Below are 26,856 nucleotides of genomic sequence, written 5' to 3'. Positions count from 1 at the left end.
ACCGAACCGCTTTAGGACCACAACATGGTGCAAACACCCAATGTCGCTGCCCCGACAGCCGAGAAGATCGGCCGTGTCGATGCAGAGGCTTCCGCAATGCAGACCCTGCGCAACCTTTGGCCGTATATCTGGCCGTCTGACCGGGTTGATCTGAAACGCCGCGTGGCGCTGGCTATTACCGCTTTGTTGATCGGCAAGGTGATCAACGTTTTGACACCGTATTTCTTCAAATGGGCAACCGATGAGTTGGCGGATCCTTCCGCGCCTGATGGGGTGGGGGTGGCCGCTTGGCTTGCCGTGCCGATCCTGCTGGTTGTTGCTTATGGGGCAGGGCGGATTGTCAATGTCGCCTTCGATCAGACGCGCGATGCCCTGTTTGCCAGGGTGGGGCAACATGCGGTGCGTAATCTGTCCTATGAAACCTTCCAGCACATGCATCGCCTGTCTCTGCGCTTTCATTTGCAGCGGCGGACCGGGGCTTTGTCGCGGATCATTGAACGCGGCACCCGTGCCATCGAAGGGGTGGTCCGCCACACGATCCTGCATGCCATTCCAACATTGATGCAGTTTGTCTTGATGGCGGCCGTCATCGCCTATGAGTTCGACTTTGTCTATGTGATCATCGTGGTTGTGATGATCTCGCTCTATGTTGGTTTCACCATCAAGGTGACAGCATGGCGGATCGATATTCGGCGCAAGATGAACGAGTCCGACAATGAGGCAACCTCGAAGGCTGTCGACAGTCTGCTCAATTTCGAGACCGTGAAGTATTTCGGCAACGAGAAGCTTGAAGCGGCCCGGTTCGATAAGTCAATGGCCGGCTATCAGGTGGCGGCGATCAAAACGTGGGTGTCGCTGGCATGGCTCAATTTTGGTCAGGCTGCGATCTTCTCTGCCTGCATGGCGCTGTGCATGGGGCTGTCGGCCTGGGGCGTTATGAAAGGTGAGAATACAGTCGGCGACTTTGTCCTGATCAATGCGCTCCTGATGCAGTTGGCACCGCCCTTGAACTTCTTTGGGTCGATGCATCGAGAGATCAAGCAAGGCTTGGTGGATCTCGAAGCCATGTTCGAGCTTATGCGTCAACCTGAAGAAGTGCAGGACAAACCGGATGCGCAGCGTTTGGCCGTTGATGGCGGGTCTATTCGCTTTGATAATGTCCATTTCCATTATGATGCTGATCGACCCATTCTCAAGGGCATCAGCTTTGAGGTGCCTGCGGGCAAGACGGTGGCGATTGTCGGGCCGTCGGGGGCAGGCAAGTCGACCATCTCACGGTTGCTGTTCCGTTTCTATGATGTGATCGATGGTTCGATTGCCATCGACGGGCAGGACTTGCGTGCCGTGCAGCAGGATAGCCTCCGCGCCCAAATTGGCATGGTGCCGCAGGATACCGTGCTGTTCAACGAAACGCTTCTTTACAATATCGGCTATGGTCGTCCGGATGCGGACCGGTCCGAGATTGAAGACGCTGCGCGGATGGCGCAGGTGTCCGACTTTATCGCCAGCCTGCCGAAAGGCTTCGAGACAGAAGTGGGCGAGCGTGGTCTGAAATTGTCGGGCGGTGAAAAGCAGCGCGTGGCGATTGCTCGAACCATCCTGAAAGCACCGCCTATCCTCGTGCTTGATGAAGCCACTTCGGCACTCGACAGCCATACCGAGCAGGAAATCCAGTCGGCCCTTGATGAGGTCTCGAACAATCGCACGACCCTTGTCATTGCCCACCGCCTGTCCACGGTGATCAATGCCGATGAGATCATCGTGCTCGAAGCAGGGCGTATTCGCGAGCGCGGACGCCATGGGGAGCTGCTCGAGAAGAAGGGTCTTTACGCCTCGATGTGGGATCGTCAGCGCGAAGCAAGCGAAGCCGAAGAGAAGCTGCGCAAGGTGGAAGATCTCGAACGGCAGGGCTACGGCTCATTTCCGGAAAAAGAGACGGAATTGGCGGAATAAGTTATGGAACTTATTTCTTGTCGTGAGTCTTTTCAGAGTCTTGTGGGGTGGTGCTGAGAGTTTGATTCTGGGCTAATTGAGGAATTGATTCAACAAGTTCAGACGGAGAATCTGCAAATTGAGACATAGAATCACCTCGTTCACAAAATGAGTCAGGGGGGCGAGGAAAGACTCAGGATCTGATTCTTCTTTTGCTGCTAGTTTCCTGTTTTCAAACAAAAAAGCCCCGGATGGCTGACGCCGTCCGGGGCTTTATATTGGTCTGTTCGGTCAGCCAAGGACCGGATGGTCATAGCTCTTCCAAGATCGGGTCGGGAAGTCATAGAGCTGACCATTCTTGTCGCAGTCAGGCAGCAGGCAATCAACGATGAAAGGTACCACTTCGCTTGGATGTGGCACGGTCATCGGATCCTCGCCGGGGATTGCCTTGGCACGCATGCCGGTGCGGGTGCCGCCGGGATTGAAGCTGTTGACCTTGAGATTGGTTTGTTCAATCTCGCCCGCATAGGTGCGGACCATGGCTTCGAGGCCAGCCTTGGAGACGCTATAGACGCCCCAAAAGGGTTTGCACTTGTGGGCAGCGCTGGAACTCATGAACAGGGCACGGCCCGCATCGGACTGGCGCAGCAATGGGTCGATTGAGCGGATCAGACGCCAGTTGGCGGTCAGGTTGACGCCGAGCACCTTGTCCCAGTCCTTGGTCGGGTTTGCGTGGCCAAGGGGGGTGATGGCCCCGAGCAGCCCGGCATTGCCCAGCAGAATGTCGAGCTTGCCCCAGCGCTCATAGATGGCCGCGCCCAGACGGTCGATGCCGTCATAATCCATCAGGTCAAGCGGCACCAAAGTGGTCGACCCGTTGAAGGCCTGAATCGCATCATCGAGTTCTTCCAATGCGCCGACGGTTTTGGCGATGGCAATGATGTGGGCTCCTTCGCGCGCGAGCGCGAGGGCGGCCTGCCAGCCGATGCCACGGGACGCGCCGGTGACGACGGCGATGCGACCTTCAAGGCGTTTTTCAGTCATGAGGTTGCCTTTCCTTGGAGAGAGGGCTGTCCGGGGTCAGTCTTTCAGCAGACCGCCGCCGCGGTGATTTTCCGAGCCGTCCACATCGACCAGCTCGGTAGGATAGTCGCCGGTAAAGCAATGGTCGGTGAATTGCGGAGCCTCGTTGTTGCGGCCCTTGAAGCCACAGGCCCGATAGACGCCATCGATGGAAATGAAGCCCAGAGAATCGGCACTGATATAGTCACGCATGCCTTCAAGGTCATATTGCGCTGCCAACAGCTTCTTCCGGTCCGGGGTGTCGATGCCGTAATAATCAGAATGGGTGATGGGCGGGCTGGCCAGCAGCATATGCACTTCCTTGGCACCGGCGTCGCGCATCATTTGCACGATCTTGGTCGAGGTGGTGCCACGCACGAGGCTGTCATCGACCAGCACGATCCGTTTGCCTTCGACCTGCGAGCGGTTGGCGGAGTGCTTCAGGCGAACGCCAAGGGCGCGGATATGCTGGGAAGGTTCGATGAAGGTCCGGCCGACATAGTGGTTGCGGACAATGCCAAGTTCGAACGGGATGCCGGTCTCTTGCGCATAGCCAAGAGCCGCTGGGACGCCGGAATCGGGGACTGGAACAACCACATCCACGTCGAGCGGCAGTTCCTTGGCCAACTCGCGACCGAGATTCTTGCGCACATCATAGACCGACCGCCCTCCAATCACAGAATCGGGGCGGGAGAAATAGATATATTCGAAGATGTCGAGACGGGCCGGCTTCTCCGGGAAGGGGTGATAGGACTGGATCCCTTCATCGGTGCAGACGACGACTTCACCATTCTCGACGTCGCGAACAAAGTCGGCGCCAATCATGTCGAGGGCACAGGTCTCCGATGCCAGAACCGGTGAGCCATTGAGGTCACCCAGAACCAACGGACGGATACCATGAGGGTCGCGGGCGCCGATCAACTTCTTGCGGGTCAGAGCGACCAGAGCATAACCACCTTCCATCTGCCGGATGGCATCGATGAAACGGTCAACGATATTGTTTTCGCGGCTCTTGGCGATCAGCTGCAGGACGACTTCCGAATCGGAATTGGACTGGAAAATCGCGCCGCGCTTGATCAACGACTTGCGCAGGGTCATGGCATTGGTGAACTGGCCATTGTGGGCCACAGCAATGCCGCCCCCTTCCAGCTCGGCAAAGAGTGGCTGAACATTGCGCAGGGCTGCCCCACCAGCGGTGGAATAACGGTTATGGCCGATAGAGGCTGAGCCGGGCAGGCGCTCCATCACCGAGGCGTTGGAGAAATTGTCGCCCACAAGGCCGAACCTGCGTTCCAGATGGAAATGGTGGCCGTCATAGGTTGCGATGCCTGCTGCTTCCTGACCGCGATGCTGGAGGGCGTGAAGCCCCAGAGCGGTCAGGGCCGAAGCGTCCTCTACATTGTAAACACCGAACACACCGCATTCCTCGTGCAGTGTATCCCCTTCCAGATTCCAATCTTCATCCTGATCCCGCAAGACGCTTTGAGGATCGATCTGTGAGTTGTTTTTTTGCATCGGATTGTACTTCTCAATCTGGGCGCTAGGATTTGAGGCGCGGGAATGTCCGTTTTTTGATTTCGAGCACAAAGCCGTTGGTGGGCTGGTGCTCTGATGTTCAGAGCATCCCTAGCTGGTTTGAGCACAAAAGGGATGCACCAAGCAGTAAAACGACGAATGGCGGGGTGTGCCCCGCCAATTCTGTCTTCTTCCTTTAGCATAGACAGACGCTTTCGTCAGCCTTGCCTTGAAATACGCGACCATTTGGTCATCAACAGCGTCAATTCTTGCTGTTCGAACTGATCAGATTATCCAGCTCTTTGCTTTCGCCGGATTTGTAGCTGGTATTCTCGTTGTCGATCAGCCCCTCTCGGCGCTGCTTGAGCTTTTCAAGCAGCTGCTCTTCGGGGTCCTCCGGCAAGAGGCCGATCAGTTTGTCGCCGATCTGGTTGAGCAAAGGTTTGGCCTTGGCCTGTGCAATCCAGTTTGGCTGGCGGTCTTCAGGCTGGAACCAGTTGAACATGATCATTGCCACCGCCATCAGGATGGCACCACGTGCCGCGCCAAAGACAAAACCAAGGGTCCGGTCGAGTGCACCAATGCGGCTGTCGAGAACAAAGTCGGAAATCTGAATGGTGATGAAGGAGACAACGATCAGCGTGATCAGGAAAATACCCAAGGCTGTGGCTGCCTGTGCGACCAGAGGCTGCGGCAGATAGGTCTTGACGAGGGGTAGGGCCTGATCAAACAGATAGATGGTTGCAAAGGCAGCTGCAACCCAGGCGCCAATGGATAGGACCTCACGCACGAAGCCACGGATCATGGCCAGGAATGCGGAAATCAACAAGACGATGAGAAAAATCCCGTCGAGGAGTGTGATGGGCATCAGAATTCCATCCTGTTAGTGAGCCATGCACGGATCCTGCATGGATGGCTGATCCGGCGTCTTTCGCGTTTGCTTGTTTCTATAGGGCCATGAAGGGGGCAAGAGCAAGGCCTTTTGCGCAACTTATGCGCCTGTTGGGGCAACAAGGACCAATATCGGCCTTGCTGTGCGTCCTCCCTGCAACAAGCTGCAACAATTTGGCATCTGTCGTCCCCGGCTAGTCATCACTCTCGCTCAGGTTCGAGCCGACGGCGATGCGGGCCACCAGATCGGAGAGGGTTTCAAGACTGGTCAGGCTCAATTCGGTGGATTTGGTGGCTTTGAGGGATGCTTCGGGGACCGAGGCGCTGGAGAAACCCAGTTTGGCTGATTCCTTGATCCGGGCAGCGGAATGGGAGACAGGGCGGATGGCTCCCGACAGACTGATCTCGCCAAAATACACCGCCTCGGAGGGCAAAGCCACGCCTGCCAGCGAGGAAACCAGCGCAGCGGCCACTGCCAGGTCGGCCGCCGGTTCGGTGATCTTCATGCCGCCTGCCACATTGAGATAGACGTCGTGACTGGACAGCCGGACACCACAATGGGCGTCGAGCACGGCCAGTACCATGGCGAGACGGCTGGAATCCCACCCCACCACTGCCCGGCGCGGGGTGCCAAGGGGGGATTGGGCGACAAGGGCCTGAATTTCCACCAGCAACGGGCGCGAGCCTTCCATTCCGGCGAAGACCGCTGCACCCGGTGTCGAAAGGTTGCGCTCACCAAGGAACATGGCGGACGGGTTGGCAACTTGTGACAGGCCGCCCCCGGTCATTTCGAACACACCGATCTCGTCGGTCGGGCCGAAGCGGTTCTTGATGGCCCGCAAAATGCGGAATTGATGGCCGGAATCGCCCTCGAAATGCATCACGCCGTCGACCATATGTTCCACAACGCGCGGTCCGGCAATCTGGCCATCCTTGGTAACATGGCCAACGAGGATGACAGCAGCGCCGGTTTGTTTGGCATAGCGAATCATGGCCTGTGCGGAAGCGCGGACCTGTGTGACCGTGCCCGGAGCACTGTCGGCGCTGTCGGTCCAAAGGGTCTGAATGGAATCGATCACCACCATGTCCGGTGCAGGGCCGGAGGTGAGGGTGGCGAGAATGTCTTCCACGCTGGTTTCCGCTGCCAACTGCACTTTGGCCTGCGCGAGACCGAGACGCGAGGCCCGCAGGCGCACCTGATCAATGGCTTCCTCTCCGGAAATATAGACGACTTGGTGACCGCGATGGGTCAGGGCTGCGGAGGCCTGAATGAGCAGGGTGGACTTGCCGATGCCCGGATCGCCACCCAGCAACAGGACGGAGCCTTTGACAAAACCGCCGCCTGTCACCCGGTCCAGCTCGCTGACGCCGGTCTCGATGCGCGGGGCAGGCTGCTCCTGTCCAGACAGAGAAACCAGTTCCACCACCCGGCCTGACTTTCCGCGCACCGTGCGTGGCGAGCCACCAATGCCGGCGCCTTCAACTTCCTCCATGATTGAGTTCCACTCGCCGCAGCTTTCGCACTTTCCCGCCCAGCGGTTGGTGATCGCTCCGCAGGATTGGCAGACGAAGGTGGATTTCTTGCGGGCCATGATGGAGTCCTTGCAGGCTGATTCGAAGCGACGGGTGGGGCTTAGAGATAGCGACGATAGGCGCGCAGGCCAAGGCTCGTCAGGATTTCATAGCCGATCGTTCCCGCATGGGCGGCCACTTCGTCAACAGCGATGTTTGATCCGAACATTTCCACCAAGGTTCCCGGCTCTGTCAGCTCTTCGGGAATGTCGGTGATGTCGATGATCGTCAGATCCATCGTCACCCGGCCAATGATGGGGGCGCGGTGGCCTGCAATCCAGACTGAAGCGCCCTTCGCCTTGTCCGAGCTGCCTGCGGCACGCAAATAGCCGTCCGCATAGCCGATACACAGGGTGGCAAGGCGGCTTTCACGTTTGGTGACCTCGCAAGCACCATAGCTGACGGACCAGCCTTCAGGTACTTTGCGGGTGGATAAGATGCGGCTTTCAAGGGTGGCGACCGCCTGCATAGGATTGGGTGCCTCATTGACCGCCTGGCCGCCATAAAGCGCGATGCCGGGACGCAGAAGATCGAAATGATAGTCGGATCCAAGGAAAATCCCGGCTGAATTGGCAAGGGATGCAGGAATGGTCGGGAAACAGGCGCGGATGGCGCGGAAGCGCTCAAGCTGGTCTTTGTTGAGGGGATGGCTTGGCTCATCGGCACAGGCCAGATGGCTCATGATCAGGGTTACTTCGAAGTTTGGCGGCGTGGCTGCCCAGCGTTCTGACAAGCTGTGGGCGGCCTTCAGGCTCAGCCCCATCCGGTTCATGCCAGTGTCGAAATGCAGTGCACATGGCATCGTTAGCCCCAGTCTTTCGCAATAGGCGTGCCAAAGATCGATCTCCTCGTACGATCCAAGCACGGGGCGCAGGCTGTGGGCACAGATATAGCCAAGCGCTTCGTCACTATGATCACCAACCAAACCATTCAGAACATAGATGGTGGCGTCTGGCAGCTGTGAGCGGACGCGTTCACCTTCACGCGGATGAGCGACAAAAAAGACCTGGCAGCCTGCCTCTGACAAGGCAATGGCAGCCTGTTCCAGACCGGTGCCATAGGCGTCAGCCTTGATGACAGCAGAACAGGCTGCCTGATCGCTTTTGCTGGCGAGAAAGCGATAGTTGGCCGCAAGGGCTGCAAGATCAATCGTCAACAGGCTGCCTGCGGTGGCTTCGCTTGGCGCAGCGGTGAAGGCTATGTGGGTCGAGGGCTGAATTGGCGTTTGGGGCATGGTCGGGTCTTTGCAAAACCGGCTAGAAAAGCGGGCGGAAAAACAGGGACTGAATGCGGTAGCTTGCGCAAAAGCCGCTTGCAACGCAAGGGCTTGTTCGATCTGCCAATGAGCTTTGCACATGGTGCAGAGGCCGCGCCTTGTTTCTGTGCTGCCTTTGTCAATGTTTGACGCTTGCCAAACCCGAGGCAAATTGGTCCGGGCACAGAGACAGCCAAGACCGTCGGACAGACAGTCTCTGACGTCTGTGCCGACCGCGCGGGATTCGCTGCGGTCAGCAGACTGAGATGGCCTATTCGTAGGTATCCGGCAGATAGTCTTCGCGGGCCAAATCGGAGAAGCGGGTGAACTCGCGCTGGAAGGCAACTGGCACGCTACCGGTTGGGCCGTGGCGCTGCTTGGCGATCAGGATTTCTGCCTTGCCCATGGCGCGGTCCATTTCGGCCTGCCAGGTGAAATGTTCCTCGGTGCCGGGTTTGGGCTCCATGCGCTCGAGATAATATTCCTCGCGATAGATGAACATCACGACGTCGGCGTCCTGTTCGATGGAGCCGGATTCACGCAAGTCGGCAAGCTGCGGGCGTTTGTCGTCACGGGCTTCCACCTGACGGGAAAGCTGGGAGAGGGCAATGACCGGCACTGCCAGTTCCTTGGCGAGCGCTTTCAGGCCGGTGGTGATCTCGGTGATCTCCTGCACGCGGCCCTGTGACGCCTTGGAAGAGGAGCCGCTCAACAGCTGCAAATAGTCGATGATCAGCAGGTCGAGGCCCTTCTGGCGCTTGAGGCGCCGGGCGCGAGCGGCCAGCTGGGCGATGGAGATGCCACCGGTCTGGTCAATATGCAACGGTGTGATCTGCATTTCCTGCGCCTTGTGGGCGATGCGGGCAAATTCGTCCTGATCGACTTTACCACGACGGATCTTTTCAGAGGAGACCATCGCCTGCTCGGCAATCACACGGGTTGCGAGCTGTTCGGCGGACATCTCGAGTGAGAAAAAGCCAACGACGCCGCCATTGATGGTTTTCAAAGAGCCGTCTTTTTGCTCTTCGGCGCGATAGGCGCTGGCGACATTGTAGGCGATGTTGGTCACAAGCGAGGTTTTGCCCATCGCGGGACGGGCAGCAAGAATGATCAAATCCGAATGCTGCAAGCCGCCCATCTTCTGGTCGAGATCCTTCAGGCCGGTAGAAATGCCCGACAACTGGCCGTCGCGCTTGTAGGCGGCTTCGGCCATCTCGATGGCTTCGGTCGCGGCGGTGGCGAAGGTAACGAACCCGCCCTTGTCACCACCGGTTTCTGCCAGCTCGAACAGACGCTTTTCGGCGTCTTCGATCTGTTGCTTGGGCGGGGTGTCAATCGGGGCATCAAAGGCGACATTGACCACGTCGGTGCCGATCTCGATCAGATCGCGGCGGGTCGCCAGATCCATGATCAGCAAACCGAAATCCTCGGCATTGATGATCGAGGTGGCCTGAGAGGCAAGACGCAGCAGATAAATATCAACCGGCATTTCCGCGACCATGTGATCAGCGGGGAAAAAGGTCTTGAGCGTCACTGGAGAGGCGATCTTGCCCGCCCGGATCAGCATCGAGGCCTTTTCATAGATTTCACGCAGATTCGGGTCAAAGAAATGGTGCGGCTTGAGGAAGGACTCTACCCTGTCATAGGTCTGGTTGTTGACCAGAATCGCCCCCAGCAGCTGTTGTTCAGCTTCCAGATTGTGCGGTGCCTGACGGGCAAGGGTCGGCTCATCGCCGTCGCGCTTGGCGGCCATTTCCATGTTTTTCGTGCCTCATTGCTCAAGTGGTTATCTAACTAGACACAGGTCGGATGCAAATTGAAGCGTCTGATAGATGATTCACGGCAATCAACAGACGAAATTTTTCGCCGCCCTTTTTTGCTGGACTCTGATTCGATTTGATTCACGTAAGAGAGAATCGTTTCTAGACCGAATTGACAGTATGATCGGGGCGAATTTACCTCCCGATGGCCTGCCGATAGCGTAACATGCAAAAAGGCCCGGCTTGTGGGCCGGGCCTTGATAGCTTGTGGACGATACGGGGATATCCGTATCGCAGTGCGTCGGACGCGATCTTATTCTTCGTCTTCTGCAGCGGCTTCTTCAGAAGCTTCTTCTGCTTCTTCTTCGCCTTCAATTTCTTCCAGCAGCTCTTCGTCGAGTTCCAGATCTTCTTCAAACTCGAAGTTGTCTTCGTCACGCTCGGTGCGGGACAGATCTTCGCCAGCAGCCTGACGTTCTGCTTCGTCCATGGAACGGGCAACGTTGGCGGAAACAGTCAGCTCGACTTCTGGATGCAGAATGACGGTGACAGCGTGCATGCCGATGGATTTGATCGGACGCTCCAGAGAAATCTGGGTACGGCTGATGGAAACGCCTTCTTCGGTCAGGGCATCTGCCAGATCGCGTGGGGAAACGGAGCCATACATCTGGCCGGTTTCGGACGCGGCGCGGATGATGATGACCGTTTTCTCGCCAATGCGCTCTTTGAGGGCTTCTGCCTCGGATTTTGCTTCGAGGTTGCGGGCTTCCAGCTGGGCGCGTTCGGCTTCAAAACGCTTTTTGTTGGCGTCAGTTGCACGGATGGCTTTGCCCTGAGGCAGCAGGAAGTTGCGGGCATAACCAGTACGTACGGACACGATTTCGCCCATCTGGCCAAGCTTGGCAACGCGTTCAAGCAGAATGACTTCCATTTTGATCTCCATTCACCGGAATTGGATCCGGTCTTTGTTGTGGTCGGGCAAGGCCCAATTTGTTGTCTTTGTTGGATCCCTGAATCTCTATAAGAATGAGGGTCCGGTTCATTGTCGTGAGCGGCGTCGGATTGGATCAATCCGGCTCGCTCTGATCGTCATTCTGTCCGTCTGGTCCATCATTGGATCGGGAGGACAGTCTTCTGGCACGCAGATCCAGCAAAACTTCGGTGGTTCCCAAAATGACCACGAAAAAGCTGATCCACTGAAGGATGATGAGCAGAATATAGGTGACCCAAAGAACGCCGCCCCGGAAGGGATTTCCGACCGTCATGTTGTGAATGACAGACAGGCCAACCAGCAACAGGACTGCACCGAAACAGGAGGCGACGATCTGCGCCAGGACGCCTGACAGGTCCGGCAGCACGAAGAGGCCAATGAGGGCGGCAAGGAAGATATAAGCCCCGACCGGCGGGAGCGTCAGCCAATGCAGGCCCGGCCACGGGCGGGCAAGCCGACCTGATTTGTGCACCACCTTGCCAGCAATATAAAGATTGGCTGCCATGCTGAAGACCAGCATCAGGGCTGAGGCCGTGGGCGCCATGCGGCCAACCAGCTGCACCAGACCGTCGAGATCCACCCCTGCATCGGCGAACTGACCGCCGTCATAGATCTGTTTAACCAGCGTGGAGATGGCATCCATGTAGGTGTCGAGGCTAAAGCCAAACGGCACGAACATGGCCAGCGTCGCGACGGCTGCGAATCCCGCGATCCACATCAACAGGCGAGAGAGCGGATAAAAGAAAACCTCGCCAGTGTGTTCATCGACGCGGCTCAGGCTGGCAAGATGGCAGATCCACCAGGCAGGCAGGCTGGTCAGAAGCGCAAACAGCAAACCGGCCAGCGGGCTGATCATCAAAGCTGTGGTGACGCCAGAGGTGAGGGCGGCAATAAGACCGGCAAAGTTGCCCCAGCCAAGCGAGGCGATTATCAGCGGTAGAGGAGCGGCAAGAACCAGAAGAAAGCCAATACCAAAAATACCACCGGCATAACCGGAGATATTCAAAAGGGTTGTGCAGAAGCCTGCAACAATGGCGATGGGAAGATAGTGGTTCATTCTTTTGCTGTCCCGCTGACCGTTCGGTCTCTGGTGGCGGTTAGAGGCAGGTCGCGATGCCATACCCCAACGATCACATTGTTGTTTCTCTCAGGGAGAGATGCGAAGGGCGGTTATCCGTCCTTCGCGAATGTCTGTCTCTCAGCGATTAGCTGATGACATATGGCAGGAGGCCAAGGAAACGTGCGCGTTTGATGGCACGGGCCAGCTCACGCTGTTTCTTGGCAGAAACTGCCGTGATACGGGAAGGAACAATCTTGCCGCGCTCGGAAATGTAGCGCTGCAGAAGACGGATATCCTTGTAATCAATTTTCGGTGCATTATCGCCGGAGAAAGGGCAAGTTTTGCGACGACGGAAAAATGGACGACGTGCTCCAGACATGGTTCTTGCTCCTCTTACTCAGCTGCTGCTTCTTCGCGACGTGGACGACGTGGGCCACGATCCGGACGATCACCGCGATCACCACGAGGACCGCCACGGCGGTCATCACGATCACGCTTCTGCATCATTGCAGACTGATCTTCTTCATGTTCTTCAACGCGAATGGTCATGAAACGCATGACATCTTCGTTGAGGCGCATCTGACGTTCCATTTCAGCAACGGTGTCAGATTGTGCGTCGATGTTCATCAGAACATAGTGTGCTTTGCGGTTTTTGTTGATGCGGTATGCGATCGACCGCAGACCCCAGAATTCAACCTTGCCGACGGTGCCGCCAGCTTCGGTGATCAGGGTTTTATATTGCTCTACCAGAGACTCAACCTGCTGCTGAGAAATATCCTGGCGAGCAAGGAAAACGTGCTCGTACAGCGCCATTGTTCCTGCCTTGTCTATCAAGTTAATGTTCATCAGTCTGGCTGGCGCAAAGCCTCCAAAAAGCCTCAGACAAGGCTCTTTTGAGAATAAACCGCTTTATAGAGCGAAGACACCGGAAGGCGGGAAACATGCTCCCTACCAAAGCCAGAAACTCTGAATGCGGTCGATTCCGCAAGGAATTCAGGCAATAGTCTTCCGTTCAGCCCTCGGCCTCGCCAAGCTGATTGGCGCTTTATAGCGGAAAATCTGGGATGTGCAAGGCAAAAATGGGGTGATTCTGCCCGTTGTTCGGAAAAGCTGCGCTCTTGATCTGGTTGCTTCTGCTTTTGTCAGGTAAATTGTCATTTGTTGTAAAAAGCGGTGAATTTGATTACGTTACGTAATGTCATGTGGAATTTTGACTGAAGATGGGGGCTGTGAAGCCCGGAATAAAGTCTAATTTGGCAAGTTTTTGCGTTGCGCGCGCTGCGTGCTCTTGACTCTTTCGTCTAATAAAGCCAAATGCGTGGAAGGTTGTCACAGACGCGTCAAAGTGACTGGAAAAGCGCGCGGAACAATTGGATTCCGATAGGCCTATCCGGTGAGCGTCTCTTGCTCGGCCCTGTCCAATATGAAAAAGGGCTGGCGGATGTCAGTAAACAAACGTACGTTGAAGAATGTGCGTCCTTTAGGTGTTTGAGGTTGGAAACGCAATGAAGAAAATCGCTTTTACATTCCCTGGTCAGGGCAGTCAGACTGTCGGCATGGGCAAGGCGCTGGCAGATGAATATTCTGTTGCGCGCGCTGTTTTTGAAGAAGTCGACGATGCGCTTGGTGAAAAGCTGTCCGACATCATGTGGAATGGTCCGGCCGAGACGCTGACCCTGACCCGCAATGCCCAGCCAGCTCTGATGGCCACGTCCATCGCCGCATTTCGCGTGCTTGAAGAACGTGGTCTCGTTCTGGCTGACAAGGTTTCCTATGTTGCCGGTCACTCTCTGGGTGAATATTCCGCGCTGGCTGCTTCTGGCGCGTTGAGCCTGTCCGATACTGCTCGCTTGCTGCGCATCCGTGGTGACGCAATGCAACAGGCCGTGCCTGTCGGTGAGGGCGCCATGGCTGCGATCATCGGCATGGACATCGACGATGTCAAAGAAGTTGCCGATTCTGCCTCCGAAGGTGAAGTCTGTCAGGTTGCCAACGACAACTCCGCCGGTCAGGTTGTTCTCTCCGGTGTGAAGGCCGCGATTGAGCGTGCGACCCGTCTGGCGCGGGAAAAAGGCGCCAAGCGCGCTTTGCTGCTGCCGGTGAGTGCTCCGTTCCACTGCGCCCTGATGGCCCCTGCTGCTGACGTGATGTCTCAGGCTCTGGCCAAGGCGACCATCAACCAGCCGGTTGTTCCGCTGATTGCCAACGTTCTGGCTGGTCCGGTTAGCGATCCGGAAGCCATTCGTCGCCATCTGGTCGAGCAGGTCACTGGCATGGTGCGCTGGTCTGAATCCATCTCCTGGCTGGCTTCCAACGGCGTGAGCACACTTTATGAAGTTGGTGCTGGCAAGGTGCTGTCCGGTCTGGCGCGGCGCATTGCGAGAGGCGTTGAAACCATCAATGTTGGCGAACTGACTGATATTGACGCAGCAATGCTGAAATTGGCCTAAAGGCCATTTGAAACATATAAAAACAAACATACATGTCCTGTCGTGAGAGATCATTTTGAAAAGAGGAAGACAGGATTGATCGACCCAGTCTCAGGGAGTTCAGAACCGCAGCGTTGGTTCTGAACTCCTTTCAAGTCGTTGTTTCTGGCTGGTATTCTTGATGATCTGGTGTCAAGCGGGTCGATCCAGGAGGAAGAAGAGAATGTTTGATTTGAGCGGGAAATGTGCACTTGTGACCGGTGCAAGTGGCGGCATTGGCGAATCCATCGCTGCTGCATTGCATGCACAGGGTGCCACAGTTGCTCTTTCCGGTACGCGCGTTGAAGTGCTCCAATCTGTTGCAGAGAAGTTGGGTGGAGAGCGGGTTTTCGTTACGCCAGCCAACTTGTCTGATGCAGATTCGATTGCTTCACTGGTGAAAGACGCTGAAGGCGCGATGGGCCAGATTGATATTCTGATCAACAATGCTGGCATTACCCGTGACGGTTTGTTCATGCGTATGAAGGACGAAGACTGGGAGCAGGTGCTCAACGTCAATCTGACTTCTGCAATGCGTCTGTCACGCGCGGTGCTGCGCGGCATGATGAAGCGCCGCAATGGCCGCATCATCGGTATCACCTCGATTGTTGGCGTGACTGGCAATGCGGGTCAGGGCAATTATGCGGCTGCCAAGGCCGGCATGATCGGCATGACCAAATCTTTGGCGCAGGAAGTTGCCAACCGTGGCATCACGGCCAACTGCATTGCGCCGGGCTTCATCAAGACGGCAATGACCGATAAGCTGAACGAGAAACAGCAGGAAGCCATCAATGCTTCCATTCCGGCGTCCCGGATGGGCACGCCAGAAGAAATTGCTGCAGCGGCGGTGTATCTTGCCAGCGAAGAAGCGGCCTACATCACGGGTCAGACCCTGCATGTCAATGGCGGCATGGCTATGATCTGAAAGAAGACCGGTCCGGGCAAATTGCTTAGGAATCGGTCTTCTCTATTGCTATTTTTGCATCCCGGTTCACATCATGTATGGCATGGAATCGGAATGCATCGGGGAAGAAGGGGATTGGTTGATCTGTCCCTTGTTTGATAGCCTTCTGCCCTGAAAAAGACTTGGGATGATCGGGACTTTTGGCTCTTAGAGCAAATACAGAGCTTCTCAAGCGCAAGAAAGTGTGTTACGAACCGCGCGAATTCCGGGGTAAGCCAAGGGTTTTGGCCGATTTGGAAGTGGTTTGACGGCCAGGTGCTCGCGACAATTGATCTTTTCGATCCTGTGGGCCAGTTGGCGGTGTACGCAATCGGGAAAGTTTTGTCAGGTTTTGCCTCTCAGGACTTTTTTCCCACCGGGGCTCTCTCGCAAGACTTTTGTCAGTCGAGAAGCCATAAGCCAATGAAACAAGGCGCTGTCCTGACGCAAAAAACATGAAATGCGATCAGGTGGAGCTTTAGATCGATTGACAAATTTGAGGAAGAAACATGAGCGATATCGCTGAACGCGTAAAAAAAATCGTGATCGAACATCTCGGTGTAGAAGCTGAAAAAGTGACCGACACTGCAAGCTTCATCGACGATCTGGGTGCAGACAGCCTGGACACCGTTGAGCTGGTTATGGCTTTCGAAGAAGAATTCGGCACCGAAATTCCAGACGATGCTGCTGAAACCATCCAGACCGTTGGCGACGCTGTCTCCTTCCTGACCAAAGCTGCTGGCTAATGGCTTTGGTTGGACCTGATCGCTGAGATCGGGATCAATTGGATTGAAAACCGGAAGGTGCGCATGCTCCTTCCGGTTTTTTTGTATCGGGAGGAATCAGATTTGTTGCCCTACAGCTTTAAAAGGGTTCAAGGGATCTTGTGTGATTTTCTGTAGGGGGAAGTGTATAACCGGGTTGCAGAAAGCTGTGCTTGCTGCATTGTGTTGCCTGCTGGAGGGGGGCTGAGGGCGTTCAAGGGTGTGTGTCCAACTGGAATAAGTGTCGAAAAAGGCTTACTTCTGCGTTTTTTTGCGCTAATAGATTGTGAAATAACACTCGCCACCGGTTCTGTTCCCGATGAGGCGAGATCACGAACAAAAGGATCGGAGACTAAGGATGAGACGAGTTGTCGTAACCGGTTTGGGAACCGTGAGCCCGTTGGGTGCCAATGTGGAAACGACGTGGTCCAATATTCTGGCGGGGAAAAGTGGTGCAAAGCGCGTTGCTGGCTTCGAGTTCGAAGATCTGGCCTGTCAAATTGCCTGCCAGCTGCCATTTGGGGATGGTACCAATGGCACTTTCAATCCTGATACTGTCATGCCTCCGAAAGAACAGCGCAAGGTCGATCCTTTCATCGTTTATGCAATTGCTGCAGCAGAAGAAGCGTTGGCTGATGCCAATTGGAAGCCGGAAAGCTATGAAGACCAGATCGCAACCGGAGTGGTGATCGGGTCCGGCATTGGCGGCCTGTTGGGAATAGAAGCCGCTGCCTACGATCTGCAGGAGAAGGGGCCTCGCCGGATCAGTCCGTTCTTCATTCCCGGTCGCCTGATCAACCTGGCCTCTGGCTATGTTTCCATCCGCAACGGCCTGAAGGGTCCGAACCACTCGGTGGTCACGGCTTGTTCGACCGGGGCCCATGCCATCGGCGATGCTGGTCGTATGATTGCCCTTGGGGACGCGGATGTGATGGTGGCTGGTGGCACTGAAAGCCCGATTGGCCGTCTGTCTTTGGCCGGCTTTGCTGCTTGTCGGGCTTTGTCGACCCACTTCAATGATCAGCCGGAGATAGCTTCCCGTCCGTATGACAAGGATCGCGATGGATTCGTCATGGGAGAAGGCGCTGGCGTCGTCGTGCTTGAAGAGTATGAACATGCCAAGGCGCGCGGTGCGAAAATCTATGCCGAGCTGATTGGCTATGGCATGTCTGGCGATGCCCACCATATCACGGCTCCCGCCGAGGATGGGGACGGGGCTTATCGCTGCATGAGTGCTGCGATGAAACGGGCTGGCATAACGGCGGACCAGATCGACTATGTCAACGCGCATGGCACATCGACACCATTGGGTGACGAGATCGAATTGCGGGCGATTGAGCGTCTGGTCGGTGATGCTGCTGACGGGTTGACCATGTCCTCGACCAAATCGGCGGTTGGTCATCTTCTGGGTGCTGCCGGCTCGCTGGAGGCGATCTTTACCTCGCTGGCGATCCGTGATCAGATTGCACCGCCAACGCTCAATCTTGACAATCCGTCGGTTGAAACGAAGATCGATCTTGTGCCGCACAAGGCCAAGAAGATGGAAATCAAGGTGGCGTTGTCCAACTCCTTCGGATTTGGGGGCACCAATGCCTCGCTTATTCTGAAAGCGCCTGACTAGGGTTCATTGCCTGACACTGCGACGAGAGGCGGTCATCGACCGTCTCTTTTTTGCCATGAAGACTGCTTAGAGCCTTGCTGACTGACTGGAGACTGGTTGCATGCCAGACTTCAAAACGGCAAGGTGCCCCGTACGACGCCGGGTCTTGGACCAATGCCAGCTGGCCCGGCGAAGCACAGTTTATTGACTTGAGGCTGATATGGTTGAAGACACCAAAGACAAGGACGAACTGCCCAAGGATGGTGCCGGTAAAACCGAGAACATCGAAGATGGCCAAAAAGCCAATGAGCCTGAGGCGGTAAGCAAGGCTGACAAGGATCAGGGCGAGACAACCGGCGGTGATGCTCCATCAAAGACAGATGCAGATGCAAGCGTGAGTGCAAAGGCTGATGCTGCGCAGGAGAAAGCCGACGAGGCTGCGTCAACAGATGAGGCCCAGACTAAGTCTGACAATGAGGCCAAGACTACGTCTGACAATGAGGCCAAGATTGAGTCCAAGTCTGAGCCTGTCAGCAAGGTGGATCCCGAGCCAGTCAAGCCTGCGTCGAGTGATGATGGGCAGCTGAAAGCGCCACGCAGTGCGCGTCAGGCAATTGAGCCGGAAACCCCGCCACCACCACCGACCCGGTCAAAAGCTGTGCGCCATCCGGTCGTGGTGTTTTTGAATTTTGTCGTTACTGTCGTGCTGCTTGGTGTTCTGACCGTTGCGGGACTGCTTTACTATGGCAAGCAGACCTTCATCGAAGAAGGGCCGTTGACTCAGGAGAAAACGGTTCTGGTCAGCCGCGGTACGGGACTTGCGACCATTGCCAGCATTCTTGAGCAAGAAAATATCATCAGTGACAAGACGGTGTTCGAATATGGCGTCAAGGCATACCAGCAGCAGGCGAATCTGAAGGCCGGGGAATATCTGTTCAATCCGGGCATTTCAATGCATCAGGTGATGAATGTTCTGACCTCGGGTAAATCGATCCTGCATTCGATTACCATTCCTGAAGGCTATACGTCCTATCAGGTGCATGCTCTGCTGGAAAAGGATTCGGTGCTTGTCGGCGATCTCGGTGAAGTGCCTGCAGAAGGATCGATCCTGCCGGAAACCTACAAATTCTCACGTGGCACGACGCGCGCAGACATGCTCAAGCGGATGATGGATGCCCATACAAGGGCGGTCGATGAAATCTGGGCCCGCCGGACCTCTGATCTGCCGCTCAAGGACAAGCAGGAAATGGTGACGCTGGCTTCGATCGTCGAGAAAGAGACGGGGATGGCCGGGGAGCGCACGCGGGTCGCCGGGGTGTTTGTCAATCGCCTGAACAAGGGCATGAAGCTGCAAACGGACCCGACCGTCATTTATGGCATTTTCGGCGGCAAGGGCAAGCCATCCGGTCGCCCGATCTTCCGCTCCGATCTCGATAAGAAGACGCCTTACAACACCTATCAGATCGAGGGGTTGCCACCGGGGCCGATTGCCAATCCGGGGCGTGCGGCTCTGGAGGCCGTGGCCAATCCAAGCCGCACCAAGGATCTCTTCTTTGTGGCTGATGGCACAGGCGGTCATGCTTTTGCCGAAACACTGGCCGAGCATAATCGCAACGTCAAACGGTGGCGGCAGTTGGAGAGTCAGCGGATTGATGCACAGAAAAAGGCCGGGGAAGCAGACGCTTCGGCCAACTGATCTGCCTTTGCTGACGAGCAGATATAAAAGGGGGCGTCTCATTTAAGGCGCCCTTTTTCTTGGGCTTGTCGCTCACCTTGTTGATACCTCGCAGAAGTGGATGCTGCGCGTCGCTTTTGCCTGTCGGACGCTTGACATGGTGGGGGCTGGGTCAGAATGTAGGGCAAATTTCAGAAGGCTCATGTGCGGTTCATCGCTTGGGGCCATGTCAGGGAAAATGACGATGACGCTTGTAAGCATGACCGGATTCACACGGGCCAGTGGTGCAGTGGAAGGCTATAGCTGGACCTGGGAAATCAAAACGGTGAATGGCAAGGGGTTGGATTTGCGCCTGCGCTTGCCTAACGGGTTTGACGATCTTGACCGCCCGGTTCGTAATCTGGTGTCTCAACGGTTGGCGCGTGGATCCTGCTTTGTGACCTTGACCGTGCAAACCGATGCGGTCGGTCAGACTTTGCAGGTCAATCAGAATGTGCTGGACGCTGTGCTCGACGCTATGGCGCTGGTCGAAGGCAAGCTGGATGTCAAAAAGCCGAGCCTTGATGGCATTTTGGCGATCAGGGGTGTGCTTGAGCCGGTTGAAAAGGAAGAGAGCGAAGAAGAGCGTGCAGCTCTGGTTGCCGCCTTACTGGAAAGCTGCGAAGCCGCTGTGGCGGATCTTGATGCCTCTCGCCGCAGCGAAGGGGCGATGCTTGATGAGATTGTTCGCCAGCGGGTGGATGAAATTGAGGCTCTGACAAAACAGGCCGAAGACTGTCCGGCCCGGACTGCTGACGCCATTCGTGTGAAACTGCGCGCCCAGATCGACCGGATTGTTGAAAGCGACAAGGGCTTTGACGAGGATCGTCTCTATCAGGAAGCCGTATTGTTGGCTGGCAAGGCGGATATTCGCGAGGAGCTTGACCGACTGTATGCGCACTGCGCTGCAGCTCGGGCTTTGCTGGACGAGGGCAAGCCGGTGGGCCGCAAGCTCGATTTTCTGGCGCAGGAATTCAACCGCGAGGCCAATACGCTGTGCTCCAAATCGAACGACACCAGTCTGACGGCAATTGGTCTTGACCTGAAGGCCACCATCGAGCAACTGCGCGAGCAGATCCAGAATGTGGAGTGAAGAAGCATGTCCAATCCAACCATGATCCGTCGCGGCCTGATGCTGGTGCTGTCTTCGCCGTCAGGGGCAGGTAAATCGACCATTTGTCGTCACTTGCTCGATAGCGACCGCAATTTGCACATTTCGGTTTCCGCTACCACACGGGCCAAACGCGGCAGTGAAATTGACGGGGTGCATTATCATTTCACCTCCGAGCGGCAGTTCCATGCCATGCGTGAACGGGGTGACTTGCTGGAATGGGCAGAGGTTCATTCTAACTTTTACGGCACGCCCCGTGATCCGGTCGAGGAAGCCTTGTCGCAAGGGCGCGATGTGCTGTTTGACATAGACTGGCAGGGCACCTTGCAGCTGAAGAAAGCGGCCCGCAAGGATGTTGTGTCGATCTTCATCCTGCCGCCCTCCATGGCAGAGCTGAAAAGCCGTCTGGTGCGCCGGGCTGAAGATGCTGAGGATGTCATTGCCCGTCGTCTGGAAAATGCCAAGATCGAGATCAGCCACTGGGACGAATATGATTATGTGATCGTCAATGATGATCTGGAAAAGGCCTTCAAGGCAGTAACCTCCATCGTCGAGGCAGAGCGGCATCGGCGCGAGCGGGTCATTGGCGCGCGGACCTTTGTTGACGATATGCTGAACAAGAGCTGATCCATTGGCTTAGCAATGAAAAAGGGTGCCACAGTCGATTGTGGCACCCTTTTTTTGTTTCGGATCAGCTTTGTTTCATCGCCTCGAAGATATTGGCTAGATCAACGAAGCCTTCGATGGATACGGTTTCGGCCCGCTGGGTTGGTTCAAGGCCTGCCTGCTCAATCAGGGCCATTTGGTCCACCCCGAGGCTCTTGAGGCTCTGACGCAGCATTTTACGGCGCTGCCCGAACGCCGCGGCGGTCACCTGTTCAAGATATTTGAGCTTGCAGGGCAGGGGATTGGCCTTGGGCGTGAGGTGCACGATCGCAGAGGTCACCTTGGGCGGTGGATTGAAGGCCTCACGGGATACATCGAACAATTTCTCTGCATGACAACGCCATCCCGCAATGATGCCGAGGCGGCCATAGGCCTTGTCTTGCTCGGTCGCAATGATCCGTTCGGCGACTTCCTTTTGGAACATCAAGGTGAGTGAGTCATAGAAGGGCGGCCAAGGGTCCTGCTCGAGCCAGTGAAGCAGCAACTGCGTGCCGACATTGTAGGGCAGGTTGGCAACAATACGGACCGGGCCTTCGGGCACCAGCTCTCGCATATCGACCTTCAAGGCATCGCCCTGAATGACTTCGAGACGGTCCGGGTAATGATCGGAAATTTCGGCCAATGCACTCATGGCGCGGGGGTCCATCTCGATGGCGATGACCTTCTTGGCACCTTCATGCAGCAAAGCACGGGTCAAGCCGCCGGGGCCGGGACCGACCTCAATGATCGTATGGTTGGAAAGGTCCCCTGCCGCACGGGCAATGCGGCAGGTGAGATTGAGATCGAACAGGAAATTTTGACCAAGGCTCTTTTTCGCTCTGAGGTCATGCTTGTCTACGACCTCACGGAGTGGCGGTAGATTGTCGATTTGTGCCATTGGTCTTGTGGGCTTTCCTGCATGCTGACCGGGATGTGTGGTCAGGCTTTCAACTTGCCGGCCAGTTCAATGGCGGCAATCAGGCTTGATGGATTGGCAATGCCTTTTTCAGCAATGTCGAGTGCGGTGCCATGATCCGGCGAGGTGCGGATGAAAGGCAAGCCGAGGGTGACGTTGGCTGTTTCATCAAAGGCGATCGTCTTGACGGGGATCAGTGCCTGATCATGATACATGGCGATGGCGGCGTCATAGGTTTCGCGCGCGCGCTTGTGGAACAGGGTGTCGCCGGGATATGGACCGGAAATGCGAATCCCTTCGGCCTGCAGCTTCTTGACGACCGGAGCGATGATTGCATCGTCTTCGGATCCCATCTTGCCTTCTTCACCGGCATGCGGATTGAGGCCTGACACCACGATGCGTGGAGACACGATGCCGAAGCCCTTTTTGAGGTCATTGGCAACGATCCGGGCGACCAGTTCGATCCGCTCAGGCGTCAAAGCTTCGGGAACGTCCTTGAGCGCAATGTGGGCGGTCACAGGAATTGTACGCAACTCCGGTCCGGCAAACATCATCACTGGCGTGGCGCTTTCTCCGGTCTTCTGCTCAGCCAGCACACCAAGGAACTCTGTATGGCCGGGATGCTCGAATCCGGCTTTGTAGAGATTGCTTTTCTGGATTGGGCAGGTGACAAGGGCTTTGGCCTTACCGTCGAGTACGGCGGCTGTCGCTCTTTCGATGGCCTCGATGACCGCTGGAGCATTGGAAACTTCAAGCTCGCCGGGATTGCAGTTCATCTTGTTTTCGAGCGGTATGACCGGCAGATGCATAGGGAAGGCGTCGAAAACGTCATCCAGACCGCATTTGAGAATGGGTACCGACAGGCCAAACATTCTTGCCCGGCTTTCGAGCAACTCCGGATCGCCAAAGACGACGAAAGGTGACAGGCCTTCCTTCTCACTGGCAAGCCATGCTTTGAGAACGATTTCCGGGCCAATGCCAGCGGGTTCGCCCATTGAGACGGCAAGAATATCGGGTTTTGTAGGCATAACTGTTTCCTGATCAATCTGGTTGGCACGAGCATGTAACGTTGCAAATAGCCACGATGCTCTATGACAGCACAAGCGTTCCGGCCACGAAACCTGCAATTTGCGAGGCAAACGCGACCAAGCCGACTTGGATCAGAGAATATTCGTTCAGGCGATGGTCCCCGACATCTGTCTGATCTTGCGTGCTGTCATCAAAGTGATTGTTGTTTTGCGATGATACTAACGCTTTTCGATGACGGCACGTGCGCGCAATTCAGCGAGATACTTGCGAGACAAGGCTTTGCTTCTATCATCTTTAAGCTTTGTCTCGATCTCGTCGCGCAAGGTGGCCTCTTTGCCGAGGTCTTTCTTGCCACACACAGCCAGCATCTCGTATCCGGTATCCGTTTTCCGCGGCTGTGTCAAACGATTCACTGGCGTATCACGAAGGGTTTTGGAGATGGCAGGCGGCAAGGCGCCGGATTCGCGACGTCCCACTCGGGTCACTGCGACATCGGTCAGGCGTCTTGCTTTCTCAAGGTCCGTGTCGCAGGACTGAAAACTGTCCCTGAAACGCTTGGCTTCACGCAGGCGGAGATTCTGATTCTTGGCGCGAGCGACAAACAGCACTGATGTCAGATCGAACTGGATCGTGCTTTCCACGCTGTTCCTTGATTCACCCTTTTCATTGAGGGCTTGCATAATCTCTGCCTCATCTACGCGGATTTGAGCGTTGAAGCGGGCTCGGATCAGGCTGCGCCAGGCCAATTGGGCCCTCAGCCAATCCTTGAGTGTTTCCTTGTTGACGCCTGCCTGACGGAAAATGCCAATCATCCGTTTCGTTGAGATTTTGGCGTTGCGCGCCATGTTGCCAAGGGCGCTTTCAATATCGGAATCCGATGGGGTTCGGTTGCGGTCGCGGGCTTCAAGGAGCTTCAACTTGTCATCAATCATCGCATTCAGTGCTGCTGATTTGCTCAGCCTGCGTTTTCCACCCGACAGCAGGCGTTCCAGCTTCTGGCGTTGAGTGATATCCAAATCAGTGATTGCAGCGCCATTGACGACAGCAACAATTCCGCTGGCCTTGGCGTTGGGTGCAAGGGTCGGCGCGAGCAGGATGGTCATCGCCAGAGCAAGCAACAGGGCAGAGGATTTCAATCGAATGTCAGTCATGGATCCGCTCGTTGTTTCAGTTTTGTTGCTGTCAGCTGTCGTCACCCGGTACAGTCCGAACAGATTTTATAAAATTGGGACCCGAACCAGCCATCGGCCCAGTCCTCGCCAGACAAAATCGCAAAATTGCGGCAATCTAAAGACGTTCTTACTAGAAGCCGTGGCTGAAGTTGCCACCACCAATGGATTTGATGTCCAGCCGGAACTGAATTTTCTGTTCACTGGTTTCGTCTGTATAGATATCCCGCTCATGGGAATAGTTCAGGCTGATGGCAAAACACTCATCATCATATTTCAATCCGAGGGATCCCTCGACAAAGTCATTCTGCGCCATGTCAAACCGAGCCGCGCCTGCAGCTGTCCAATATTCGCTCAGCTTGTAAGCGGCACTGGTGGAAAGCTCCTGTCGTACCGTGGCGATACCGGCGGAGGGGCGCTTGTCGGTGTAACTGTAGCCAAGGGTCCCTGACAGTCGGCCGTGGGATCCTGAGGCCTCGATGGCCGCATATTTCAGATCTGCTGATTTGGCATCGAAGCGTCCACGGGCAATTGCCTGGAAGGCGCCATTGGAATTGATGCCGACCCGGGCAACATAGTCCGAGGCCTTCTTGTCAAGACCGCTATCCAGACCCGTGCTTGTCAGGTCCTGTTCCGAGAAGGAATTTGTCCCTGCCAAATGATAGGTCCGGCCTGCCAGTGCGTTAAAGGACCAGCCGGAGGCCAACTGCATGCGATACTGGAAGCCCACATTGGCACGGGTGCCGCCTTCAACCCGATCGTAACCGGAGAATTTGTTCGGGTCGAACAGGATGCTGTCGTCAAAAATCAGACTGTGGGCATCGTCGTTGGGCACCGCGCCCACATGGGCTTCATTCGGGCTGACAATGACCTGAGCGATCGGTTCGATGATATGCGACGTGGTGCCGTTGACGGCAAGGATTGGCAAACGGTAGTCGACACCGACGGTCGGCATGCCGCGGAAGGCGTAATCGTCATCGACCAGAGCTGCCGGTGCACCGGATTTGCTCGGCATCCAGTAGAAGTCGCCGCGCAGGGAGGTGAAGGGGGTGATGACCTGACCGCCCGGCGCAATGAATTTGCGCTTCCAGCTGGCTTCGACGCTGGTGCGGTTATAATTGCCATTCAGCCCGTAGGTACGGGTGATGCCACCAACGGTTTCGCTGTTGGTTTCGTTGCGGGTCAGGGTGGTCGAATTGACTTTGAGACGTGCTTCGCCCCCCAGCAGAGGCTGCTTGGCGTAGGCGCTGTAATCAATGGACGGATGAATGATGGCCTGCTGGCCCTGACTCAGATTGTCCGTCATGATGTTGTAATAGTTGGCGCGCGCGTCGAAATGGTTTCGTTCGCCTTGACCAACCAGAAACAATGTCGAGCGTTTGTCTTCGTCAGCGTCGGTCAGATTATAGTCACGCAGGAAGCGCTTGTCCGACAGAAGGGCAACGTCCCAGCCAAATTTCCATTGCTTGGTCAGATTGAATTCTGCTTTGGACTCAATCGCACCCCGGAAATCCTGATTGCCGCTGGTCCCGGAAAATTCCTTTGGATCTTGCTGCAGAATGCCATGCCCGGTGACTTCATACTGGCCCTTTGCCAGATGATGCCGCCATGTGGCCGAGGCCATAAGACCTTGCTTGGAGTAATAGGCTGGCGTGAAGGTCACGTCATAATTGTCGGTCAACGCCCAGTAATAGGGAACGCTGGCATGGACGCCCAGCTTGCTGTCATAGCCAACGGAAGGCAACAGGAACCCTGTTGCGCGTTGTCGGGACGGGTCGGGATGGGCGAAGTAAGGGGTATAGAGCAGCGGTACACCGAGGAACTCGAACTTGGCAGACCGGTAATAGACCATCTTGTCCTTGGAATTGTAGATGATCCGGGAGGCCTTGATCTGCCAGAGAGGCGACTTTTTCGGATTGTCGCGGCAGGGCTCACAAGTGGTGTAAACGCCCTTGTCGAAAATCGTGATATCGTCATCGGGCCGTTCGGCACTTTCAGCTGCAAACCGCGCCTTTTCAGGCGTCTGGACGCGCAGGGACCGGACAAAGCCGGTGCGGAAGTCGTCGGTGATGTCGATATAGTTGGCGGTGACAATGTTGCCATCCGGCTCGGTCAGGCGAACATTGCCCTCGGCAATCAGGCGCGCAGAACTCTGGTCATAGGTGACCTTGTCTGCCTCAAGCGCATAGACGCCGTAATAGATCTGGACATTGCCGACAGCGGACACCCGCTCGCGGTCATAGTCATAGACCATCTGGTCGGCTTCGACCAGCATGCGGGTCTTCTGATCCGGGCGCGTGATATTGAGGGAATTGGATAGACCTTGCGCGTCAGCAGGGACCAAACCGAAGGGGGTAATGAGCAAAACCGAGGCAAGCAAACAGGCGCGCAAACCTGATGGTTTTTCAGGGTGCGAAATCACTGTTTTGGGCCTGTTGGTACGGACGGTACTCATCATA

General features: G+C 56.0%; 22 protein-coding genes. 8 read left to right on the top strand and 14 right to left on the bottom strand.

The genetic code is table 11. From position 1 onward, the window contains the following. Positions 1-24: 24 nt before the first annotated feature. Positions 25-1,953, top strand: a complete 1,929-nt coding sequence (locus DSD30_RS07300) for an ABCB family ABC transporter ATP-binding protein/permease (protein WP_280955304.1) — start codon at positions 25-27, stop codon at positions 1,951-1,953. A 270-nt stretch (positions 1,954-2,223) separates the two neighbouring features. Here DSD30_RS07300 and DSD30_RS07295 read toward each other — a convergent pair whose 3' ends face one another. From DSD30_RS07295 to rpsF, 10 genes are all read right to left on the bottom strand, one after another. Next, a complete protein-coding gene (locus DSD30_RS07295; RefSeq protein ID WP_114008999.1) occupies positions 2,224-2,976 on the bottom strand; it encodes an SDR family NAD(P)-dependent oxidoreductase in 753 nt (250 codons plus the stop codon). A gap of 36 nt (positions 2,977-3,012) precedes the next feature. Continuing rightward, positions 3,013-4,509 carry an amidophosphoribosyltransferase gene (gene purF / locus DSD30_RS07290; protein WP_114008998.1) on the bottom strand — a complete coding sequence of 499 codons (1,497 nt, stop codon included), beginning with the start codon at positions 4,507-4,509 and terminating at the stop codon, positions 3,013-3,015. 262 nt (positions 4,510-4,771) lie between these two features. Further along, entirely contained in the window at positions 4,772-5,377 is a 606-nt protein-coding gene (locus DSD30_RS07285) for a CvpA family protein (protein WP_114008997.1), read from the bottom strand. 217 nt (positions 5,378-5,594) lie between these two features. Further along, a complete protein-coding gene (gene radA / locus DSD30_RS07280) occupies positions 5,595-6,992 on the bottom strand; it encodes a DNA repair protein RadA (RefSeq protein ID WP_114008996.1) in 1,398 nt (465 codons plus the stop codon). 41 nt (positions 6,993-7,033) lie between these two features. After that, positions 7,034-8,206 carry an alanine racemase gene (gene alr / locus DSD30_RS07275; protein ID WP_114008995.1) on the bottom strand — a complete coding sequence of 391 codons (1,173 nt, stop codon included), beginning with the start codon at positions 8,204-8,206 and terminating at the stop codon, positions 7,034-7,036. A gap of 292 nt (positions 8,207-8,498) precedes the next feature. Continuing rightward, positions 8,499-9,986 (bottom strand): replicative DNA helicase, encoded by a 1,488-nt coding sequence (locus DSD30_RS07270; RefSeq protein WP_114008994.1) that lies wholly within the window; start codon positions 9,984-9,986, stop codon positions 8,499-8,501. A 314-nt stretch (positions 9,987-10,300) separates the two neighbouring features. Beyond that, complete coding sequence (gene rplI / locus DSD30_RS07265) at positions 10,301-10,918, bottom strand: 50S ribosomal protein L9 (RefSeq protein WP_114009652.1); 618 nt, start codon at positions 10,916-10,918, stop codon at positions 10,301-10,303. A gap of 136 nt (positions 10,919-11,054) precedes the next feature. Continuing rightward, positions 11,055-12,035 (bottom strand): DUF2232 domain-containing protein, encoded by a 981-nt coding sequence (locus tag DSD30_RS07260; RefSeq protein WP_157967605.1) that lies wholly within the window; start codon positions 12,033-12,035, stop codon positions 11,055-11,057. Between the two features lie 148 nt (positions 12,036-12,183). Beyond that, entirely contained in the window at positions 12,184-12,417 is a 234-nt protein-coding gene (rpsR, locus tag DSD30_RS07255; RefSeq protein WP_114008992.1) for a 30S ribosomal protein S18, read from the bottom strand. Positions 12,418-12,431: 14 nt separating this feature from the next. Next, positions 12,432-12,851 (bottom strand): 30S ribosomal protein S6, encoded by a 420-nt coding sequence (gene rpsF, locus DSD30_RS07250; protein WP_114008991.1) that lies wholly within the window; start codon positions 12,849-12,851, stop codon positions 12,432-12,434. 692 nt (positions 12,852-13,543) lie between these two features. Here rpsF and fabD point away from each other — a divergent pair. From fabD to gmk, 7 genes are all read left to right on the top strand, one after another. Then, positions 13,544-14,488, top strand: coding sequence for an ACP S-malonyltransferase (gene fabD, locus DSD30_RS07245; RefSeq protein WP_114008990.1), 945 nt, complete (start codon positions 13,544-13,546; stop codon positions 14,486-14,488). Positions 14,489-14,690: 202 nt separating this feature from the next. Next, positions 14,691-15,431 carry a 3-oxoacyl-[acyl-carrier-protein] reductase gene (fabG, locus tag DSD30_RS07240; RefSeq protein WP_114008989.1) on the top strand — a complete coding sequence of 247 codons (741 nt, stop codon included), beginning with the start codon at positions 14,691-14,693 and terminating at the stop codon, positions 15,429-15,431. A 527-nt stretch (positions 15,432-15,958) separates the two neighbouring features. After that, the gene (locus DSD30_RS07235) at positions 15,959-16,195 is read left to right on the top strand and encodes an acyl carrier protein (protein ID WP_114008988.1); all 237 of its coding nucleotides are present in this window, start codon (positions 15,959-15,961) and stop codon (positions 16,193-16,195) included. A gap of 376 nt (positions 16,196-16,571) precedes the next feature. Further along, entirely contained in the window at positions 16,572-17,834 is a 1,263-nt protein-coding gene (gene fabF / locus DSD30_RS07230) for a beta-ketoacyl-ACP synthase II (RefSeq protein WP_114008987.1), read from the top strand. 199 nt (positions 17,835-18,033) lie between these two features. Continuing rightward, positions 18,034-19,509, top strand: coding sequence for an endolytic transglycosylase MltG (gene mltG, locus DSD30_RS07225; protein WP_114008986.1), 1,476 nt, complete (start codon positions 18,034-18,036; stop codon positions 19,507-19,509). A gap of 223 nt (positions 19,510-19,732) precedes the next feature. Continuing rightward, positions 19,733-20,620 carry a YicC/YloC family endoribonuclease gene (locus tag DSD30_RS21720; protein ID WP_138147625.1) on the top strand — a complete coding sequence of 296 codons (888 nt, stop codon included), beginning with the start codon at positions 19,733-19,735 and terminating at the stop codon, positions 20,618-20,620. Positions 20,621-20,626: 6 nt separating this feature from the next. After that, entirely contained in the window at positions 20,627-21,265 is a 639-nt protein-coding gene (gmk, locus tag DSD30_RS21715) for a guanylate kinase (protein WP_138147626.1), read from the top strand. A gap of 64 nt (positions 21,266-21,329) precedes the next feature. Here the strand turns inward: gmk and rsmA are convergent, their stop codons facing one another. From rsmA to DSD30_RS07200, 4 genes are all read right to left on the bottom strand, one after another. Continuing rightward, positions 21,330-22,181, bottom strand: a complete 852-nt coding sequence (rsmA, locus tag DSD30_RS07215; protein WP_114008985.1) for a 16S rRNA (adenine(1518)-N(6)/adenine(1519)-N(6))-dimethyltransferase RsmA — start codon at positions 22,179-22,181, stop codon at positions 21,330-21,332. Between the two features lie 41 nt (positions 22,182-22,222). Further along, positions 22,223-23,227: a 4-hydroxythreonine-4-phosphate dehydrogenase PdxA gene (gene pdxA, locus DSD30_RS07210; RefSeq protein WP_114008984.1), complete on the bottom strand. Its 1,005-nt coding sequence runs from the start codon at positions 23,225-23,227 to the stop codon at positions 22,223-22,225. Between the two features lie 219 nt (positions 23,228-23,446). Further along, positions 23,447-24,379, bottom strand: coding sequence for a SurA N-terminal domain-containing protein (locus DSD30_RS07205; protein ID WP_114008983.1), 933 nt, complete (start codon positions 24,377-24,379; stop codon positions 23,447-23,449). A gap of 151 nt (positions 24,380-24,530) precedes the next feature. After that, positions 24,531-26,855 (bottom strand): LPS-assembly protein LptD, encoded by a 2,325-nt coding sequence (locus tag DSD30_RS07200; protein ID WP_114008982.1) that lies wholly within the window; start codon positions 26,853-26,855, stop codon positions 24,531-24,533. Between the last annotated feature and the right edge of the window lies 1 nt (position 26,856).

The sequence above is a fragment of the Cohaesibacter intestini genome (assembly GCF_003324485.1).
Lineage (GTDB): Bacteria > Pseudomonadota > Alphaproteobacteria > Rhizobiales > Cohaesibacteraceae > Cohaesibacter > Cohaesibacter intestini.
The sequence above is the reverse complement of the archived record's forward strand: the minus strand, read 5'-3'. Positions and strand labels throughout refer to the sequence as shown.